This window comes from Bacillus sp. JK106 (assembly GCF_053663355.1).
This window is the reverse complement of the sequence record NZ_JBSJQC010000003.1, coordinates 336,201-359,564: the sequence shown is the minus strand read 5'-3', so window position 1 is coordinate 359,564 and position 23,364 is coordinate 336,201. Positions and strand designations below refer to the sequence as shown.

2 protein-coding genes are annotated in these 23,364 nt (G+C 50.6%); both read left to right on the top strand.

From position 1 onward, the window contains the following. The first annotated feature begins 18 nt into the window (after positions 1 to 18). Positions 19 to 15,630 (top strand): SDR family NAD(P)-dependent oxidoreductase, encoded by a 15,612-nt coding sequence (locus tag ACWJJS_RS12210; protein ID WP_454023604.1) that lies wholly within the window; start codon positions 19 to 21, stop codon positions 15,628 to 15,630. Between the two features lie 4 nt (positions 15,631 to 15,634). Further along, positions 15,635 to 23,350, top strand: a complete 7,716-nt coding sequence (locus ACWJJS_RS12205) for an SDR family NAD(P)-dependent oxidoreductase (protein WP_454023603.1) — start codon at positions 15,635 to 15,637, stop codon at positions 23,348 to 23,350. Positions 23,351 to 23,364 lie beyond the last annotated feature (14 nt).

Below are 23,364 nucleotides of genomic sequence, written 5' to 3'. Positions count from 1 at the left end.
TCTTAGGAGGATAAGGTTTTGGGTAAGGGAGACAAACAAAAAGACCGTACACAGTTATCCTTAAGAACAGAAATAAGCAATCAAATGAAAGAATTGAATCGGCTTTTGCTGCAAGTGCTGCGGGTGACGCTGCGTTCAATGGGTCTGACCGGCGAAGCGCCGGCAGCTTCCTGTCTGCCTTTATATGAGCGCTGGCTGGAAGAAAGCATACGTCTTTTAGACAGCGATTTTAAAAGCGGTGAAACGGCCGCGGTGTGGGAAGAGTGGCATAAGAAGAAAAACGAATGGCTGAAAGATCCGGATATGAAAGCGCAGGCTCTGCTGGCGGATACCGTCATTCAAGCTTTGCCTGACATTTTAACAGGCAAAATAAAAGCCACTGACGTGATGTTTCCCGATTCTTCAATGGAGCTTGTTGAAGGAATCTATAAGCATAACATTCTCGCTGATTATTACAACGATGTGCTGGCAAATGAAGCGTGTATTTATGTGGAAAATGTAATTAAAAACAATCCTGAGGCAAACATCCGTCTGCTGGAGATCGGAGCGGGCACCGGCGGAACGAGCAGCACACTGTTTAAAAAGCTCCGCCCCTATCAAAACCATATTCAGGAATACTGTTATACCGACTTGTCAAAAGCTTTTTTAATGCATGCCGAAAAGGAATACGGCGCGGACAATCCGTATTTGACGTATCAGCTGTTTAATGTGGAGAAGCCTGCGGCGGGCCAGGGATTACATCTGAGAACCTACGATATCGCTATCGCCGCAAACATGCTGCATGCGACCAAAAATATCCGGAAAACCTTACGGACGGCAAAAGCCGTATTGAAAAAAGACGGTTTGCTGCTCGTTAATGAACTGGGCGGACATACGCCGTTTACACATGTTACATTCGGCTTATTAGAGGGCTGGTGGCTGTACGAAGACGAGGCGCTGCGGATTCCGGGGTGCCCCGGTCTTTATCCGGAAACATGGAAATCGGTTTTAATGGCTGAAGGCTTTCATTCCATTCAATTTCCGGCTGAAAACGAACGTCTGCACACCCAGCAGATTATCACGGCGAAAAGCAACGGAGTCATCAGGCAGAGCAGGGAAGCTTACACCGCGCAAAAGCGCCAATCAAACGTACCGCGAACATCCTCTGATCGTCAGCTCCCCATCAAACAAGCGGGAGAGGGGCTTTCGGAAAAGACAGCGGCTTTTCTGATAAGGGCTGCGGCAAAAGTATTAAAACTGCCGGCAGAAGAGATAAACCCGCTGGCTCCTCTGGATGAATACGGCATTGACTCTATTCTGATCGTTCAGCTGACGAATGAGCTGCGGGATCTCGTACCTGATATCAGCAGCACGCTGTTTTTTGAATACCGGACGATAGAAGAGCTTGCCGCATACTTGGCTGAAACGAAGGAGCGCGAACTGCTTGCGCAATTTTCTGAAGAACTCCCTCATACTGAAGCGGTATCATCCGGCTCTTTGCTTGAAAAAAGCACAGAGTATTTGAAACAGATCGTCAGCGTCATCTTAAAGATGCCGATTGAGGACGTTCAAGCCCATACGCCCCTTGAAGAATACGGAATCGATTCCATCTTAATCGTACAGCTGACCAACCGCGTGCGGGAAGACGTCCCTGATATCAGCAGCACATTGTTCTTCGAGTATCCGACAATCGGCGGATTAGCGGAATATCTCGTCAGCTCAAGACAGGAAGATATGGCTGGGATTTTCAAGACAAATAAAGAAGCCGAAAAGGTGCCGCACACTCTACAGAAAAAGCAAAGCCGCAAAAAAAGCGCCGGATTGACGAAGCGCCAAGCGGCATCTTTTTCTGAAAAAGCGCCGCCCGCTTCCGAACCGCCGTCAAAACACCTTGAAGTGGCAATTGTCGGTCTTGCCGGGAAGTATCCCGGAGCTGAAAATGTTAATGAGTTCTGGGAACGGTTAAAGACCGGTGAACACGGAATCACCGAAATTCCGAAAGACCGCTGGGATTGGCGGGACTACTATGATGAGACAAAAGGTAAGGAAGGCCGGATGTATACAAAGTGGGGCGGCTTTTTAACAGATATTGATAAATTTGATCCGCTGTTTTTTAAAATCTCCCCGAAAGAAGCGGAGCGCATGGACCCGCAGGAGAGACTGTTTCTGGAAACCGCTTATGCGGCCCTTGAGGATGCCGGATATACCCCTGATTCACTATGCGCCGGTAAAAAGGTTGGTGTCTTTGCAGGTGTCATGAACGGCAACTATCCGACAGGGGCCCACTACCACTTTATCCCGAACCGCGTATCCTATGTGTTTGATTTTCACGGTCCGAGCATCGCGGTCGATACCGCATGCTCCTCATCCTTAACCGCCATTCATCTCGCCGCAGAAAGCATCAGAACAGGTGCATCTGAATGCGCGATTGCCGGCGGCGTAAACCTGATTACAGATCCGGTTCATTATATCGGACTTTCTTCTATGAGAATGCTGTCGCCGTCAAACGCGTGCAAAGCGTTCGGTGATAAGGCTGACGGGTTTGTTGACGGAGAGGGCGTCGGCTGTATCGTGTTAAAGCCGTTGAAGAAGGCTGTTGAAGATCATGATCATATATACGGTGTCATTAAAGGAAGCGCTCTGAATGCCGGCGGCAAAACGAACGGGTTCACCGTTCCGAACCCGAATGCACAAGGGGAAGTGATCGCAGACGCGATGGAGAGGGCAGGGATTGATCCGAGAGCAATCAGCTATCTGGAAGCCCACGGCACCGGCACTTCCTTGGGAGACCCGATTGAAATCGCGGGGTTAACCAAGGCTTTCCGCCGCTATACGGATGCAAAGCAATTTTGTTCCATCGGTTCTGTTAAATCCAATATCGGACACCTGGAAAGTGCGGCGGGCATTGCTGCGGTCACCAAAATTCTTCTTCAGATGAAACACGGATATCTGGTGCCGTCGCTGCATTCAAAGCAGCTGAACCCGGAAATTGATTTTGAAACTTCTCCTTTTATCGTGCAGCAGGAAACGGCGGAATGGAGACGGCCGGTCATAGAATCTGAAGGAGTAACACGGGAATATCCGAGAATCGCGGGTACATCTTCTTTCGGAGCGGGCGGGGCAAATGCCCACCTGCTTATAGAAGAGTATGAACCGGCTGAAATGACTTCGGCGGACTTCGGCCGTCCGGCGCTTTTTGTTTTATCGGCAAAAGATAAAGACCGCTTGCGCGAGCGGGCTCTGTTGCTGTCGAATGCCGCCGGAAACGGAACAATTACAGATGCGAATCTGCTTGACGCGGCATTTACCCTTCAAGTCGGCAGGGTTCAGATGGAAGAACGGCTGGCGATGACAGCGGACTCTGTTTCTGAATTGGAACAGAAGCTGACTGCTTTTCTGAATAATGCCGGTTCCGTAAGCGGGGTGTTTACGGGCCGGAGTGATAGTGCTGTCACAGAGACGGAAGGCACAGTCGGTGATTGGATGGAAAAAAGTCAATTTGACAGTCTTTTGAATGCCTGGGTCCACGGGGCGCCCGTCGATTGGGCATCTTTATATAAAGGCGCGCTGCCGCATCGTATCAGTCTGCCGTCTTATCCATTTGCAAAAGAAAGCTACTGGATGAAGCGGGAAGAACCAAAAACAGGAACAACTGAATATGTGCATCCTTTCCTGCATGAAAATACGTCAACCTTGGCGGAGCAAAGCTATCATACATCTTTTACAGGCCGGGAACACGTTTTCCAGGATGTGAGAGGGGAGCGGGTTCTGTCGGCAGCCGTTTATTTAGAAATGGCGCTTGCGGCTTATCATCATGCGGCAGACAGCTCTGAAGAAAAAGAGATATGGATCCGAACGGCGGCATGGACTGATCCGATTACCGGCGGACATCACGGTGCGGGCGTCAATCTCTCCCTTCTGTCTGAAGACGAGGAAGGCATCCATTATGAAATATACAGTGATGAAGAGAAGCTGCATCATTATGGAATCATCGGTCAAGGGAACATACAGCCGTCCCGCATGCTTGATATTGCCTCCTTACAAAAAGACTGCCGCCCGCTGTCATTCGATTATGAAACACCAGGCACATCAGGTGTAACGATCAGTAAGGAGTTCCGCACCGTTGAAAAGCTTTATACGGGAGAAAATACGGTTTGGGCGAAGCTTGCTCTTACAGATGAAAGCGGCCGTAATCCGGGATATCATCTGCCGCCGGAATTTCTGGACGCAGCTTTTCATGTCCTGGCAAAAACGGAGCCGTCAGTCCATATCGTGCCTGAAGCGGTTGAAGAACTGCGCGTCATGCGTCCGTGCTCATCCGGCATGTGGATGTATATGAATAAAAAGAATCAAACCGGCTGTGACATTCAATTTTGTGACGAAACCGGCATTGTCTGCGCAGAAATCAAAGGGGTGAGAATGAGACAGCCGTCTCAGCAGGATTACGGGCAAGATGAACAATCCGAGATGATGATATTTGAAGAAATGTGGACTCAGCAGCCTCTGGTGAAATCCATTCATGAAGAGCTGAAAACGGTCATCTGTTTTCTTACGGGAGAAGCTGCCAGAAAGCATGCTTATCGGTCTTTACAATCCCTTTATCCGGGAACCGGCGTGTTTTTTATTTCACAGGGTGAGGAAACTCAAAAGCTTTCAAACACGCATTATCAAATTAAAATCACTGACGGACAAGCATATCAAGAAACGTTTCGGCATATTGAAACGGCTGCTGGCAAAGCGGATGCTGTTTTATATGGATGGCCGCTTGAAGATGAAAAGGCCGTGAAAGACTATTCTATTCTCTATCATGTGATCCGCGCAGCGGCTTCTTTGCGTTCTAAACCGAGGCGAATCCTTCTTTCCGCTCAGTGCGGGACCGATACCGATATCAGTTACGCCGAGTCATGGATCGGGCTGGAACGGTCGCTGAAACTGATCTTGCCGGAGACGGATACGGCCGCGGTTTATTTTGGACAAAAAGAACCGTTTGAAAAGCTGATCCATAACGTATGTGAAGAGTTTCACAGCGAGTCATTCCGCAGTGTCATGTACAGTGGGGAAAGCCGTCACGTCATGGAAATGAAGCAGACGGATATTGCCCCTGTTGAGCAGCGTGTGATAAAAAGCGGAAAAACGTACTTGATTACCGGCGGATGCGGGGGATTAGGCTTGTTATTTGCCGGATATTTTGCTGAAAAAGGACCGGTTACGCTCATTTTGACGGGGAGATCAGCGGCAGGCGGCCCGGTGCTGAACAAGATAAAGAGATTGGAAGAATCAGGCGCCAAGGTGTTTTACGTGCAGGCGGATGCCGCAGATCAGGCTCAGATGGAGAAAGGTTTGCAAGAAGCGAAAGAGAAAGGATGCGGGCCGATTCACGGTGTCATTCACGCTGCAGGTCTTCAAGGCACTGAAAGCATTCTGGAGAAAGATCTGCAAACCTTTCAGCAAGTCTTATCGCCAAAAGCGGACGGCACCGCGGTGTTAGATCAGGTTCTGTCACGGGAGCCGCTTGACTTCTTCTGTTGTTTCTCTTCTTCTTCAGCGATTTTAGGAGACTTCGGTTCTTGTGACTACGCCATGGGGAACCGCTTCCAAATGGCTTTTGTCCGTCACCGGGATAAGCTTGTGAGCCTCGGACTCAGAAGCGGCAAGTCACTTGCCATCAATTGGCCGCTTTGGAAAGAAGGGGGGATGCATGTCGGCACGGCGGAAAGCACCGATATGTATTTAAAATCAAGCGGACAGCGTTATTTATACACAGAGGAAGGACTCGAAGCTTTTGAAACATTGTTGGTCCAGCCGTCCAGCCAGTATCTCGTCCTGGCCGGCTTTCCGTCGAGGGCTAAACGCTTCCTGCAGATAGATCAAGGCGAACGGCCGATTTCGGGTTCTGTACACAGGAACGTCCCGTTTTCAGGAAGGCGGAGTGAAATGAAAGGCTTTACACTGGAAGAATGCGTAAGCTGGGATGTGAAGGAACTGGCGGCGGGGCTTTTGAAAATAGACAAGAACAGACTGACGGACGCTGACAATTTGGCTGATTTCGGCTTTGATTCTATCAGTTTGGCGGAATTCGCTTCTTCTTTGTCCGCTCACTACGGAATTGAAGTGACCCCGGCCCTGTTTTTCGGACATTCCACACTGGAGAAGGTCGTCCGCTATTTTCTGACGGAACACAAGTCCGTCATAGAGCATGTCTATGAAGAAAAGAAACCTGAATCCGCAGATCAATCTGTCTTTGAAAAGGCAGAAACGGAAAAGCGAAAGAAGCAGAGGGGAAGGAATAAGCTGAACGCCGGAACCGAGGGCAGTCAGGCAGCTGATTCCATTGCCATTATCGGCATGAGCGGCCGATTTCCTCAGGCGCGCACGGCGGACGAGCTGTGGGACATTCTGTTTCAGGAAAAGGACGTTGTCGCACCGGTCGCAAAAAAAGGCTTCACAAGTTCAAAATGGAAACTCGGCGCTGTACCGGGGGCGGACGAATTCGACCCTTTATTTTTTGAAATATCGCCGAGGGAAGCTGAAACGATGGATCCGAAGCAGCGGCTTCTTCTACAGGAAGCGTGGAGGGCCCTTGAGGACGCCGGCTACGGCGCCAGTCACATCAGGCAGCAGACGATCGGTATGTTTGTGGGTGCGGAAGAAGGAGATTATCACCTTTTAACACGGGACAAAGGCAATGTCACGTCTCATCATAACGGTATTTTGGCGGCGCGGCTGGCTTATCACTTGAATTTATCAGGTCCTGTGATGGCGATAAATACAGCATGTTCTTCGGGGCTCGTTTCTGTCCATCAGGCGGTATTAAGCCTGCAGAATAAAGAGTGTACAACAGCTGTTGCGGCCGGGGTGAATATCATGAATACTCCGGACTTTTTTGAAACGATAGATAAAGCCGGAATGCTGTCGGAAAACGGGAAATGCTTCGCGTTTGATAAAAGGGCTGACGGCATGGTTCCCGGGGAAGCGGCCGCGGCGGTTGTTCTGAAGCCGCTGAGAGAGGCGGAAGAAGATGGTGATCCGATTTACGGGGTGATTCGGGCGAGCGGCATCAATTATGACGGGAAAACAAACGGAATTACCGCTCCGAGCGGCGTCGCGCAGACCCGGCTGCTTACTTCCGTTTATGACCGGGGCCGTATCAACCCTGAAGATATCGAATATATCGTCACACACGGCACGGGTACAAAACTCGGTGATCCGGTGGAAATTAACGCGCTTTATGACGCATTTTCTGCCTATACAAACGAAGAAGCATTTTGCGCGCTCACATCAATTAAAACCAATATCGGCCACACGTTTGCCGCGTCAGGCATTGTCAGTTTGATCAGTCTTTTACAGGCATTCTCCCGTGAAATGATTCCCGCCAGTCTGCATTGCAGCGGGGAAAACCGCTATATCAACTGGGAGAAGAGTCCTTTTTATGTGAATAAAACGGGTAAACCGTGGCCATCTCTGCCGGGTAAAAACCGAATGGGGGCAGTCAGCGCATTCGGGATGAGCGGAACAAACGCCCATGTCGTTATGGAAAGCTATAAGCGCAGCGCTTCACCTCATCCGGATGCCCCTGCTTATTTACTGACTTTATCAGCAAAAACAAAGGAGGCCCTTCAGGAAAAAATCGAAGATATGATCACTTGGGCGGAAAATGGCGGACTGAAAGAAAATGATCTAGCCCAGCTCAGCTATACATTGCTAAAAGGACGGCATCACTTTAACCATCGCGCCGCCATCGTGGTTCAAGATGCTGATGACGCAGTGTATGTATGGAAGCAGGCAAAGCTTAATGAACATCATCCTTATGTGTTTTCGGGAAAAGTACCGCAGCACTTTGCAGGCCGACAGCATATTCAGGAGCACATAATAGAAGTGCTCGGCAAGTGCAGCGCCTCATATTCTGACCATAGAAAATATCAGGAACTGTTATGCGTGCTGGCAGATTTTTATTGTCAAGGTTATGAAATCGAAGGGGACTTGCTTTATGGCGGACCTTTGCCGCGAATCGGCAATCTGCCGGGCTACCCGTTTGCCAGGCAGACGTATTGGGCGTCCGATTGTCTTCAGGGAGAGCTTGAAAGCCGGAATTCAGCTGAACGTGAAAAGCTTCACCCGCTGCTCCATGCGAATACGTCGACCTTTACCGCCCAGCGCTTTACTTCTGTTTTTTCAGGGCATGAACCGTTTTTTGCTGATCATATCGTCAATGGAAAACCGGTGCTTCCGGGCGCGGCTGCTTTAGAAATGGCCCGGGCCGCCGTTACACTTGCCGCTGAGGACTTGCCGGGCGGGAAAGCGGGTGTCCGGCTCAAACAGATCGTTTGGCTTCGCCCGGTGACGGCGCTTTCTGAAGGCGTGACGCTTCATGTAAAGCTTCAGCCGGAAGAAAACGGAGACATCGCTTTTGAAGCGTATGCCGAAGGAGAAGAGCCGCTTGTCTTTTTCCAGGGAAAGGCCGTGCTCGAAGAGACGGAGCGTGCTCCTGTACTCGATGTGGAGGCGGTTCAGGCGCGCTGCGGCGGCCGGCGCATGTCAAAGGCTGAGTGCTATGAAGCATTCGACAGTCTCGGCATCACCTACGGACCGTCTCATCAGGCGCTTGACGCCGTCTATGCCGGAAGCGGAGAAGTGCTCGCGAAGCTCACTCTTCCGCCGTCCGCCCGCGAGGAAAAGGAGCCGTTCATCCTGCATCCGAGCATGCTGGACGCCGCCCTTCAGGCTTCTATCGGTCTCGTGCTCTCAGACGGTTCCGCGTCCGGACGGCCGTTTCTGCCGTTTGCCCTCCGGGATATGCAGGTGTTTTCTGCGTGCCGGGAGACGATGTGGGCGGTGCTTTCCTCAGCGGACGGCGCCTATCATATTGAGCTGTGTGATGAAAACGGCGAGGTATGTGTCCGATTGACGGGGCTCACCGCCCGTTTTCTGGAGGAGGAAACGGAGGGAAAACCGCTCTTGCTTCAGCCAAAGTGGCAGGAATCACCGCCGGATGAAGGCGGCGGACAAGAAGAGTCTTTCAGATACGTGACGCTGTATGGCGGAATGAACGCTGAGGAGATAAGCGGCGCCGTATGTGCGGCTGACGGCGAAGGTCCGATTGAAGACCGTTATGACGCCTGTGCGGCGGAGCTGTCAGCGATCGTCAAGCGTCTTATCAAAGAAAAACAGAAGAAAAAAACGCTGATCCAGCTTCTTGTCCCCGACAGGGGGGAAGACAATGTATTGGCGGGGCTGGCCGCTTTTCTGAAAACGGCTCACCTTGAACATCCGAAGCTGTACGGCCAAGTCATCCAAGCCGATCCGGACGAGTCAGCATCAGCGCTTCTTGCCAAGCTGAAAGAAAACCGGGCGCACCCTGAACAAGCAGAAATCCGTTATGAAGCCGGCAAACGTCTCGTCAGAAACTGGCGTCACCTGCCGGCCTCTCAAAGCGGCACCGTTCCGTGGAAAGACGAAGGGGTTTACCTCCTCACCGGGGGAGCGGGCGGCATCGGGCTGATTTTCGCTGAAGAAATAGCCTCCCGCGTCAAAAACGCCGTCCTCATATTAACGGGAAGGGCGGAAGCGCTTAATAAAGACCGCTCCGCCCGCTTACGGCGCTTGGAAGCGTCAGGCGCCCGCGTATTGTATCAACCGGTAGATGTGACAGACAGGGCGGCGGTCATCGCCCTCGTCCGCGGCATACAGGAGGAGCACGGAACACTCGACGGGATCATTCACGGCGCCGGCGTGATCGCTGACAATTACATTCTGAACCAGACAGAAAACGAACGGAAGGCCGTCATGGCGCCGAAAGTGAAAGGGCTTATCAATCTTGATGAAGCAGCGAAAGATATGCGGCTGGACTTTTTCATTCTGTTTTCTTCCTTGGCGGGAGGCATGGGAAATCCGGGGCAGGCCGGTTATGCGGCAGCCAACGCATTTATGGACGTATATGCAGCCCGCCGAAACCGTCTCGTGCGGGACAACAAGCGGAGCGGGCAGACCCTGTCCGTCAACTGGCCGCTTTGGGAAGAAGGCGGTATGCGTGTGGACAAAGAGACCGAACGGCTGATGTATGAACAGACCGGAATGAAAGCCATGCGATCGGCATCAGGCATCCAGGCGCTGTACGCCGCTTTTGCCTCCGGAGCACACCAGGTCATGGTGGCAGAAGGAGATGAAAAGCGGATTCGCAGCCATATTTTCGATCTGGGCGAAGAACAAAGCGCCGCCGGACAAGCTGCGGCAGAGACAGATGCAAGAGATCTGAAAGATCGGGTTCAAGAGAAACTAAAGCGGCATGTATCAGATCTTTTAAAGGTAAGCATGAAAGATATTGAGGCTGACAGCGAACTGACGGAATACGGATTTGATTCGATCATCTTCACTGAATTTACAAATCTATTAAATCGGTCTTATCAGCTTGAGCTCAGCCCGACTATCTTCTTTGAATTTCCGACATTGCGCAAACTGAGCGGCCATTTGATATCTGAATGGAAAGAAGCATTCAGCGGCTTAGAAAGAGAGCGTTTAAAAACCGCTCCAAAAGCCGGAATAAGAAAAGCTGAAGCTCCGGCGGCCGTTCATGTCAAACGGGAAACGCCCGTATCCGTAAAAGGAAAATCAGAAGAAAAAACCGAACCGATAGCCATTATCGGAATCAGCGGTATTTTTCCGCAAGCGAAAGACATAGATGAATTCTGGACACGTTTATCAAAAGGAGAGCATTGCATCACAGAAATTCCCCGGGATCGCTGGGATTGGCGCGAATATGACGGCGATCCGGCAGCGGATGCAAATAAAACGTCAATTAAATGGGGCGGTTTTATAGATGGAATCGCCGGGTTTGACCCGCTGTTTTTCGGGATATCTCCGAAAGAAGCTGAAATGATGGATCCTCAGCAGCGCCTATTAATGATGTATGTGTGGAAAGCCATTGAAGACGCGGGGTACTCAGCAAAACGGATTGCCGGAACAAAAACCGGCATTTTCACCGGCACATTGGGAAGCGGATATCAAACCTTAATCAATAAGGCGGGTCTTCCTGTCGAGGGGTATACGATGACCGGAATCGTGCCGTCCGTCGGGCCGAACCGGATGAGTTATTTTCTTGATATCCACGGGCCGAGCGAGCCGGTAGAAACCGCTTGTTCAAGCTCTTTAGTCGCCATTCACCGCGCGGTAAAAGCCATTGAAACGGGAGATTGTGATATGGCGGTCGCAGGGGGCGTCAACACGATCGTCACGCCTGAAGGCCATATCGGTTTTCAAAAAGCAGGCATGCTCAGTGAAGACGGACGCTGCAAAACATTTTCTGATCAGGCTGACGGTTATGTCAGAGGAGAGGGTGCCGGCATGATTGTCTTGAAAAAGCTTTCAGAGGCTGAGCATGACAGGGATCACATCTACGGCCTCATCCGCGGTACAGCGGAAAATCACGGCGGACGCTCAGCGTCACTTACCGCGCCGAACCCGCAGGCTCAGACGGATGTGCTGAAAAGCGCTTATCAAAAAGCCGGTATTCACCCGTCAACGATCACTTATATAGAAGCGCACGGAACAGGTACGGCGCTCGGAGATCCGATTGAAATCAATGCATTGAAAAAAGCTTTCCAAACAGACGGGGCTCCGGGCGGATATTGCGGGATAGGCTCAGTGAAGACAAATATCGGACATTTGGAGCTCGCAGCAGGTATTGCGGGCGTTATCAAAGTATTGATGCAGCTGAAACATCGGACGCTCGCCAAAAGTCTGCATTGCGAGAACATCAATCCCCATATCAAATTGAAGGACAGCCCGTTTTACATTGTGACAGAAACAAAGGAGTGGGAAGCGCTGCGTGATGAAAACGGCCGGGTCCTTCCCCGCCGGGCGGGTGTAAGCTCATTCGGTTTCGGAGGTGTCAATGCGCATATCGTTATTGAAGAATACATGGACAAAAGTGAGACGGAACAGCCGGAAACCCGTGAGAAAGCGTCATCTCTTTTTGTTTTGTCGGCTAAAAATGAAGAGCGGCTGAAAGAAAGAGCGCGTCTCCTTCGGGATTTTATCCAAAACGGATCATCCCGCCATATCGATCTTGCAGATGTTGCATACACACTGCAAACCGGACGGGACGCAATGGAAGCGAGGCTGGGAATCATTGCAGGCTCCGCAGAGGAACTGACTGAAAAACTGAACGCGTTTCTGACGGAAAAAAACAGCGAAGATATCATCAGCGGGCGCAAAAAACGCGAGAATAACACGATCTCCATGTTCTCAGACGATGAAGACGCTGCTGACCTCGTCAGCGCCTGGATTGAGAAAAAGAAATACAAGAAAGTGCTGCGGCTCTGGGCAAACGGATTTGACACAGATTGGGAGCAGCTGTATACGGACAGTAAGCCGCGCCGCATCAGCCTGCCCTCCTATCCGTTCAGAGCCGACCGCTATTGGGTGCCGAAACGGGAGCAGCTGCCGCTTTCGAATCAAAAAACAGTAGTATTGCAGAAAACATGGGAGCCTTGCGAGGCAGTGTCTTCATCCGAGCCATTCAGCAAAATAGCGCTCATCGTTTCCGAGGATACAAAAGACCTTGCCGCCGAGGTGAAAAAACAGCTGAACGATGCTGACATTGTGCAGGAAAATCAGCTCATCTCTTTCTTACAGGATGCGAATGCGGCCATCTATTCCGGGTTTATTGACTTCACCGGCTGCGGCTCCCGGCAAAAGCGGCAGGACATCAGCTGGGTGGCATCGCTGCAGCAGCTGATTGAATACGGCCGCGGAAAAGAAAACATGAAAATGCTTTATCTTACAAAAGGCCTTGAATCCTTCAAAAATAAGGCGGCCGCTATGCATGGTATTGAAAAAGCGGGGCTTTATCGCATGCTGCGGCATGAATACAGCCATATTCTCACCTGTCACGCCGATATTGATCCTGAAAAGCCGCTGGAGCAGACAGCCGCTTTTATTAAACAAGAAATTGAATCAGACTTAACGGAATCTGCTGTTTGCTACAGGGACGGCATGCGCTTCAGCTATGTTCTTCGGCAGACTGATCAGATTGAACCAGAAGCCGTGCAAACAGACCGGACTGTGTTTCCAAAAGACGCCGTCCTGATGATAACCGGAGGAACGCGCGGACTCGGCGCTTTATGCGCCAAGCATTTCGTTTCCGCATACGGTGTGAAGAAACTGCTTCTGACAGGCAGAAAGGAGCTGCCGCCGAAAACCGAGTGGGATCTTGAGCAAACAGACCCTGTCGTTTCGGAAAAAATACAGCTTATCCGAAAGCTGGAATCACAAGGCGTAAAAGTGTGCGTCTCTACAGTTGATCTGACGGATAAGCAGGCCGTCGGACGGCTTATAAAAGAGGTAACCACAACGCTCGGACCTGTCGGAGGTATTTTGCATTGCGCGGGAATTGCGGACCGTGAAAACCCTGCTTTTCTCCGCAAATCCAAAGACAGTATCGCGCGGGTGCTCGCACCGAAAGCAGACGGCCTTCACAGTCTGTATGAGAGTGTAAAGGATGATGCGCCGGCATTTTTCGTCCTGTTTTCATCTGTCTCGGCAGCCGTCCCGATTCTTGCGGCGGGTCAGAGCGATTATGCGATGGCAAATTCTTATATGGACTATTTTGCAGAAAACAATGAGAGCGGCATCATGAGCATACAATGGCCGGCATGGGATGAGACGGGCATGAGCAGGGATACAAAAAGCGGGGTGTATCAGCAAACGGGATTGCTGCGGCACTCTGACGCGGAAGGTCTCAAGATGCTTGATTACATTTTAAGAGAAAGACCCGGAGCTGTCGTGCTGCCGGCACAAGTGAAACATGATTGGGACATCAAAGCGCTTGAAAACGCCAAGCCAGCCGCCCATAAAGGAATGAGAACAGCTTCCAAACCTCCTGAAACAAAAAAACGGGTCCAAAACCGGACTGATATTCAATCTTGGCTGAAGTCGCTTTTGGCAAAAGAGCTGAGTATCGATGAAACGCATATGGATATCGATGTGCCTTTTCAGGAATACGGAATGGATTCTATTTTTCTGGCGCAAGTGCTGACAAAGATCGATCAAAAACTGCCGTCCGTTTCAATTGATCCGACTGTCCTTCTGGAACACCCTACCATAGAACAGCTCGCGGATTATTTAGCCGCACATTGTTCGGAAGCTTTTTCGGCAGATGCAGCGGTTCCCGCGGAGAAGGTCCCTTTGCAGAAAACGCCGAAACAGAGCAAAAAAACGGCAGATAAGCCCGGGAAACGGGGAAAGGTTGCGATCATCGGCATGGCCTGTCATTTTCCGAAAGCGGGGGATATAAAAGAATTTTGGAAGAATCTCCGCAGCGGAACGGATGCCGTCACTGAAGTTCCGCCGGACAGATGGAACGCCGGGGAACACTATCAGCCGGGTGAATATCAAGAAGGAAAAAGCATCAGTAAATGGGGCGGTTTTATTCGCGATATTGATCAATTTGACCCGGAGTATTTTAATATTTCAGAAACGCTGGCACCGATGATAGACCCGCTGCAAAGGCAGTGGCTCGAAGTGAGCGCGGAAGCTTTGGCCGATGCCGGTTATCAAAAAGAGGATCTCTGGGGCCGCCGTATCGGCGTTTTTGCCGGTGCAAGGGCAGGTGCGTTTCATCAGAAATTTCAATATTTGCAAAAAGACGCGATTATTGGCGCGGGGCAAAATTTTATTACCGCACATATGGCGCACATTTATAACTTTACAGGGCCCAACCTGGTCGTAGATACGGCCTGCTCCAGTTCGCTTACGGCAATTCATTTGGCTGTGCAGGCTATTCAAAATGGAGAAGCGGAGGCGGCCTTTGCGGGCGGGGTTGACATTTTGCTTGATGAAAAACCTTTTCTCACAATGAGCGCGGCGAGAATCTTATCGCCAAATGGCCGTTCAAAATCTTTCGATGCCGATGCGGACGGAACAGGAATCGGAGAGGGCTGCGGTGTGCTGATGCTGAAGCCGCTCGAAAAAGCGATAGAAGACGAAGATAAAATATACGGCGTTATTGACGGCTCTGCGATAAATAATGACGGCAGCACAATGGGGGTGACGACGCCGAATCCCCGGGCGCAGCAGGACTTGATTGAGCAGGCGGTTCAATCAGCGGAAATCGAGCCGGACACCATGACATACGTAGAGACTCACGGAACCGGTACTTTGATCGGCGACCCGATTGAATTAAAAGGATTAACCAATGTCTTGTCTGCTTATTCCGATGAAAAACAATTTTGCGGTGTAGGGAGCGTCAAAAGCAATATCGGCCACTTGCTGAGTGCGGCGGGCGCGGCGGGAATCATCAAAGTTTTGCTGGCGATTGCCAATGAAGAACTCCCGCCGACTTTGCATTGCCATAAACCGAACCCCCGCTTTCAATTTCATGATTCGCCGCTTTATCCTGTGCTTGAGCTGAAGCGGTGGGACGGAAAAAAAGAGATACTCAGGGCCGGGGTCAGCGCGTTCGGTTTGGGCGGGAATAACGCCCATATCATTGTCAGCAACGAAGGAATTCCGAAAGAACGAAAAGCGACCATGGAACCGAAAGGCGGTCAGACAGTATACCGAAAACAGCGGTATTGGCCTGAAAAAGCACAGTTGTCCGAAGCGGAAGAAAATGAGGCGGGCACAGAAGCAATGTTTGAAATAAGCGAGGTGTGATAGATTGGCAGTTGCCACCGATCAAGTCAAAACGTTCCTGCAGAAAATCAGCCATTCGAATTATATCGTCCGGGATCATCGCGTTCATCAAATCCGCGTCCTCCCGGGCGTGACTTTAATAGATATGCTGTATCGGCTCGCCGCCGGGTATCTCGGTGAAAGGCCTATAGAATTAAGACAGATTATTTTTAAGCAGCCTGTTGTAACATCTGAAGAGTTTGATAAACACCTGTATGTCACCTTTACGCCGGCGAGTGACAGCTGGAAAGTTGAGATCACAAGCGAAAAAGCAAAAAACGGCACACCGCTTGGCGGAAAACGGGATGAGAATATGGAATGTCAGCTTTATTTGCAAAAAGACACGCCCCGGGCAAAAGAACTGAATATTGAAGCATTCAAGAAAAACGCAAGCCGAAAATGGGACATGCATGACATTTACGGAATTGCAAGAAGAAGCCATATTGAGCATGGCGAGTTTATGAAAAATGAAGGGGCTGTTTATCAGCTTCAGGATAAAGAAGAATTAATGGAGCTCACTCTGAGTGATTTGGCTGAAGGATTCCGGGAGAAATTTAAGGCGCATCCGGCTTTTTTAGATGCGTCCACCCTTGCCGGCTCTTCCTTTGCATTGTCGGCCCAAAAGCAGAATGACACACCTTATATTCCTTTTATGATCAATCGTTTTTGCATACATCATCCGTTTCCGAAAACGATTTACACTTATTCTGCGAAAAACAGCCGCACTGAAAGCGGCGCATCAGATAGCGAACCTGATTTTTATTCGGCCGACTTCACGATTTACGACAGGGCAGGGAACGTATTGGCCGAATGTGAGAAACTGACAGTAAAAAGGGTCAGACAAGCGAATATGATTACCCATCTGATAGACAAAGAGAAGCCGCCTCAGCAGAACAGAAGCGGCCGTGGAGAGCCCGAAAGTCCTGTGGCCGCAGAAGACGTGTCTGAACAGCAAACGCCGGAACAAAACATGGTGACTTACATAAAGTCGGAAATCGCCAGGCTGATCAATCGTCCGGCACAGGCTATTGATGTGCGGAAAGGCTTTTATGATATGGGGCTTGACTCGGCGCATTTGCTGAAGCTTGTAAAGATATTAGAGCAGACTTTTCAGCAGCAGTTTTATCCGACACTGCTATTTGAATATTCATCTGTCCGCCGCCTTGCGGATTACCTTATCAATGAAGCGGGCTGTGTGCTGAAAGATTCGGCCGAAGAACGGCATACATCAGACGCTGACATTGCTGATGAGGTTCTGTTTTTTGAACCCGCCTGGAAAGATCAGCCGCTGGAAACGGCGGTGCAGAACGGGCAAAAACACACCCGTCATCTCATTATCGCTGCCGAGGCAGGACCCCGTCTCACCGGTGAACTCGGCACATATTGCCCGGAAGCGGAAGTGATAGAACTGAAAAGGGAGCATGAGGTTGCAGATGAGCAGTTTGGAGCAGATGCCGAGCGCATATTTCATATGCTCAAACGGGAACTGACAGACCATCCGAAAGAACATACATTGATTCAGCTTGTATGCGCCGTTGAGAATGGAGCGGCATTGTCTTCCGCTCTCGGGGCTATGCTGAAAACGGCACATCTGGAAAATCCGGCTCTTCGCACTCAGGTGATCACCTTCTGTGACAAGAATGAGAGATTGCCAAGTGAGACGGCCGCAATCATTAGAACAGAAGCAGACTGCTCTCATGCAGGCTGCACAGACATTCGATATAAAGACGATATGCGGCAGATCAGATTGTTCGAACGTATTGAGAAACCGGGCGGACAGACACAGTCTCCTTGGAAACAAAACGGCGTATATGTCATTACAGGAGGTCTCGGCGGTCTTGGATTTCTGCTTGCCCGTCACCTTGCAGAAAAAGAAAAGGTGAAGCTCGCACTCATCGGCCGTTCGCCGGAACAGTCTGAGAAGATCAGCAGACTGAAAGCATTGGGAGCAGAAGTTCTTTATGTTCAAGCGGACATCGGCAGCAAAGCCGAAACAGAGCGGGCATTTGCTCAGATTACAGAAACTTTCGGCCGGCTGACGGGCATTTTTCATTGCGCCGGTGTATTAAAAGATCAATTTATCATCCAAAAAGACAGTTCTGACTTGAAGCGGGTGTTCCTGCCGAAAATCAGCGGCCTGATTCATGCGGACGAAGCTTCACGGCATGAACCGCTTGAATTTTTCGCCGCATTTTCCTCATTCTCGGCGTTGACCGGAAATGCGGGCCAGACAGATTATGCCGCAGCGAACGCTTTTATGGATGAATATATGAAATATCGCGATTGCAAAGCGGAAAAAGGCGAACGGACAGGGGCTTCTATGACGATCAACTGGCCGCTTTGGGAAGATGGCGGCATGCAGGTTGACAGCTTGATGAAAGAGATCATGAATGATGCAACCGGCACCAGCCCGCTTCCGGCCGGGGAAGGGATGGCTTCACTTGAATATATGCTGCGTCTCGGCAAGCTGCAATCCGTTATTTTATACGGGAAGGAGCCTGCTGTAACTGAAAGCATGGCCAGATTGGTTCCGATGGCAGACAAGAACCGCTCTTCATTATCCCATGCAGCTGTCAAGAGAAGAAGCCGAAAACAAGAGAGACACACAGAAGAGCACGATATTGCGGTAATCGGATTGGCGGGAAGATATCCGCAGGCGGGAAGCATCGATGAATTTTACCAAAATCTGCGCTCAGGTAAAGACTGCATCACAACAATGCCGAAAGACAGATGGAAAGGTTATCCTTTCTCATATGAAGCAGATCAGTTCTACCGTTACGGAGGATTTTTAGATCGCATAGACAGCTTTGATCCGCTGTTTTTCAATCTGACTCCGCGCCAGGCTGAAATGATGGACCCGCAGGCGCGGCTGTTTTTAGAGACGGCTTGGGAAGCTTGTGAAGATGCCGGTTTTTATCAGGACAGAACGGCGCGCGGGCCATCTTCACAAAAAAGAAAACGCGTCGGGGTATTCGCAGGTGTGTTTTGGAGCCATTATGAGCTGTTCGGCGCTGAGATCACACAGCGGGGCACACCGCTGTCTATGGGCGTGACGCCTGCCTCTGTTCCGAATATCGTGTCTCACTGCCTGAACTTTACAGGGCCGTCAATGGCTGTTGATACGATGTGCTCTTCTTCGCTCACATCCATACATTTGGCATGTGAAAGCATTAAAAGGGGGGAGTGCGAATTCGCCATTGCCGGCGGTGTTAATGCGGTCACACATCCGCATAAATATGCGTTTTTGGCGAATGCCGGATTTCTGTCTTCAGAAGGCGTCTGCAAAAGCTTCGCCGACGGCGGTGACGGCTATGTGCCGGGAGAAGGCGTCGGCGCGGTGTTGCTGACAACTGTTCAAGAAGCGGAAAAGATGGGCTGTCCGATATATGGCGTCATAAAAGGCTCCGCTTTAAACCATGTCGGAAAAACATCCGGTTTGACCGTGCCTGATCCGGCATCACAGGCGGAAGTCATTACAGATTCCTTTCAGAGTGCCGGCATTGATCCGGAGACATTGAGTTATATTGAAGCTCACGGAACGGGGACGTCTCTGGGTGATCCGATTGAAATTGAAGGGCTGAGCCGCGCTTTCCGTAAATGGACAAACAAGAAGCGGTTTTGCGCCATCGGCTCTGCCAAATCAAATATCGGCCATTTAGAAGGAGCCGCCGGAATCGCCGGATTAACAAAGGTGCTTTTGCAGCTGAAGCATGGAGAAATCTTTCCGTCATTGCACGCGGACACGCTGAATCCCCATATTCCATTTCCGGATACGCCGTTTTATGTGGCGGACCGGCTGGAAGAATGGGAACGGCCGTCACATCCTGACCAGCCGAGAAGAGCGGGTTTAAGTTCTTTTGGCGCCAGCGGGAGCAATGCCCATTTTGTCATAGAAGAATATCTGCCGCCGCAGGCTGAAAAGAAATCGGTGAATATACGGGAAGACGAGCCGGTTCTGTTTCTGCTTTCGGCAAAAAATGAAGAACGGCTATTGGAATATGTCAAACGGTATGACCGCTTTTTACGGGAAAAAGAAGTCAACCTTAAAGACCTGGCCTACACGCTTCAAGCGGGCAGAGAAGCGATGCCTGAACGGCTGGCATTGATCGTTACATCCGTTTGCGGCCTGCAAGCGAAACTGAAGGATGTGCTTGAACGGAAAACGGAAATTGAAGGGTGTTTCCGCGGACGTGCTCAAGATGATATTTCAACAAGTGGAATGGCCGAACTTTTGAAAGACAAGCAATATTCCAGATTGCTCACGGAGTGGGCAAAAGGAGCCGCCGTTGACTGGAACCAGTTATACGAAGGAGAGAAGCCGAAACGGGTCAGCCTTCCTGTATATCCGTTCGCGAAGGAGCGGTATTGGGTGCCTGTGCCTGCGGATATCCGGAAACAGACAGACGAACCGGCGGAAAACCAAAAGATCATTCTTCAAAAAGACTGGAAGCAGCAAGATCCGGCGGAGTCTGAAGCATTATCAGGAACAGTAATGATACTTGCAACTGATAAGACGAGCCGATTGGCCGATGCTCTATTTAAAGGAAACGACCATATTGAAACGATCTGTTTCATCCATCAGGCAAAAGACGGCGCCGATTATTACGTTGCCGCATCGGGGCGAAACCTTTACGGCAGAGTGCGGGAGTCTCTTCAAAACAAACAGATACTCGGGGTCGTCGACATAACCGCATATGATGCGGAATATGAACGGCGGGAAGATATAGAATACGGAAAGCTTGCCTTTTTACAGCAGGTTCTGGAATCATTCCGTCATAGCGGCGCTGTGCTCAGCCAAGTGACACACCGCCTCCAGCCTTTCAAGGAAAGTAAACCTCTGATGCAGGGGGCGAAAACGGCGGGGCTGTACCGGATGCTGGGCGCTGAGTATGCCAACATTCATTCTTTTACGATAGATAGCGATTGTGCGATTGAGCATACAGAAGAATTAAGCAGACAGATTGAAACTGAATTTTTACAGCCGCGGGCCAAAAGCGGCAGTGAATGCTGCTACAGGCTGAATCGCCGTTATGTGCCGTTTCTGAAGCCGGGTACGAATGTGTCTGCGGTGCCTGAGCTTTCCTATTCGTCTGATGATGTGCTGTTAATAACGGGCGGATCGCGCGGGATCGGCGCAATTGCGGCGGAGCATGCCGTTTCACGCGGGTGCAGAAAACTGGTCATCATGGGGCGGGAGCCGCTTCCCGATTCCTCGGAGTGGGCAGACATGAAAAAGGACGGCATTCTCCCGGAAAAAGCCGAGCGGATGCAGAGGTTAGCCGAGCGGGGCGCGGAGATCCGTTATTACAGCGTTTCCCTTACGGATCAAAAGGGGCTCCGGAACATGACGGACAGCATCCGCGGCACGTTGGGACCGATTACCGGCGTTTTTCATTGCGCGGGTGCAATGGGAGAACACCCCGCTTTTTATAACAAAACCGAAACTGAGATCGAAAGCGTTTGCACGCCGAAAGTAACAGGGCTTGGCGGTCTCTATGAAGCCGTTCAGAATGAGCCGCTGTCGTTTTTTATTTTGTTCTCATCCGTTTCTGGTCTGATCCCTTCGCTTGCTGCGGGGCAAAGTGACTACGCGATGGCTAATTCATTTATGGACTCTTTTGCAAATCATCAGGCAGGTAAAGGAAACGTGTTTGTTAAAGCCGTTCAATGGCCCGTCTGGAAAGAAACCGGCATGGCTGAAGGCCTGCCGGAAACACCTGCTTATCAAAAATCAGGACTTTCCAGGCTGTCTGCCGAAGACGGACTGAAGTTTTTAGATTACATCATATTAAACGGACAAAGCTGCGGAATTCCTTGTGTTCCCGAAGACAGTGAGGCTGATTTTGGTGATCTTCTGAAGGTGAAGAAAACTGAAGCGCCCATGAAAAAAAGCACTGCCGGTGACCAAAAGGTGAAGGATATGATTCGTCAATGGGTGCGCACCGTTTTCAGCGAAGAACTGAAAATGACGGATGAGCAGATAAAAGATGATATGCCGTTTGATGAATACGGGATTGACTCAATACTCTTTGCGGAATTGGTTCAATCATTGCAAAAACGGATCAGCATAAAGTTAACACCGTCCTTAATGCTTCAATATCAAACGATTACAGAAATGGTTGACTATTTCGCAGCGCATCATGAAACCGATTTTATGACAAAAGAAAATGGTTTCGTTCAAGACATGGACGTCCAGCCTGATGTAACCGCCGCTGAAGAGAGAACATCCATGAAGCCGAAAGCGGATACCGAAGACGATATTGCCGTCGTCGGCATGTCCTGCCGTTTTCCGGGGGCGGGCGGAACGGATGCTTTTTGGGAGCTGCTGATGAAAGGGAACACCGCCATCCGGCCTGTCCCCGCATCGCGCTGGCATGCAACAGCACATGCAAAGGATTATGCGGGGTGGATTGATGATATCGACATGTTTGATGCGGGCTTTTTCGGCATCTCTGAAAAAGACGCGGCAATTATGGACCCGCAGGCGCGGATCATATTAGAAGAAGCGGTTCATTCCGTTTATGATGCCGGGTACGGACAAAAGGATTTGTCGGGCCGGAAAGTCGGCGTATACATCGGCGGCAGGGCGCAGCCTTCAGCCGGTATGGAACATATCCTGCAGGCGCCTAATCCGATTTTGGGGGCGGGGCAAAACTATTTGGCGGCCAACATTTCACGATTTTTTAATGTCACAGGGCCGAGCCTTGTCGTGGATACAGCATGTTCCTCAGGGCTGATCGGGCTGTCCTTTGCAAAAGACGCCCTTTTGGCCGGAAGGATTGACGCGGCCTTAGTCGGTTCGGTGAGTCTGCTCTTATCTCCGTCCGCGCACCGGTTATTCGGAGCGCGCCATATTTTAAATGAGAACGGCGTGTTTCATATATTCGACCGTGAATCAGCGGGAGAAGTGCTCGGAGAAGGAGCGGGGGCGGTTTTTATCAAGCGATTGAGCGATGCGGTGCGGGACGGAGACCGTATTTACGGCGTCATAAAAGCCGTCTCGGTAAACAATGACGGCCGGACGCTCGGTCCCGGTTCACCGAATATAAGGGCGCAGAGAGACGTCATTCAAACTGCGCTTAATATGGCGGAAAAGTCGCCCGAAGACATCGGATATATAGAAGTGAACGGAGGCGGTTCCCCAATCGTTGATTCGGTGGAAATCAAGGCGCTCTCAGATGTCTATCAGCTGAACCGGAAAACGCTTCTGCCCTGCCGGATCGGATCGGTGAAACCGAATGTAGGGCATTTGCTTCTGTCTTCAGGTCTTGCGGGCTTCATCCGATGTGTGCTGAGCGTCTATCATAAGCGGATTCCGCCTTTCTTATCAGCGCGTGAGCCATTTGAACATTATGACTTTGAAGCGTCGCGTATTCATTTTAATCGTGAACCCGTTGATTGGCATTCAGAGAAGAAACCCCGCGTCGCAGCTCAGAGTTCATTTCCTGACGGCGGGACAAATGCTCATATCCTCGTTGAAGAATACAGAGGTGCAAGGCAGCGGGAACATCACCGGTCGCCTCAGCCGCCGGAATTCAGAAAAAAACACTACCCGCTTTTGGGCGGCTGGAACAGCACGGAAAGTGAACCGGAAAAAACAAGTAATGAAAAAACGGACATTGCGGATCTTTTAAAGAAATATGAGAAAAAAGCAGAGACAAGCACTGCACCTGCAGACTCGTTTTGGCAGGTGACAACGTGACGTTTTTAAAAGGG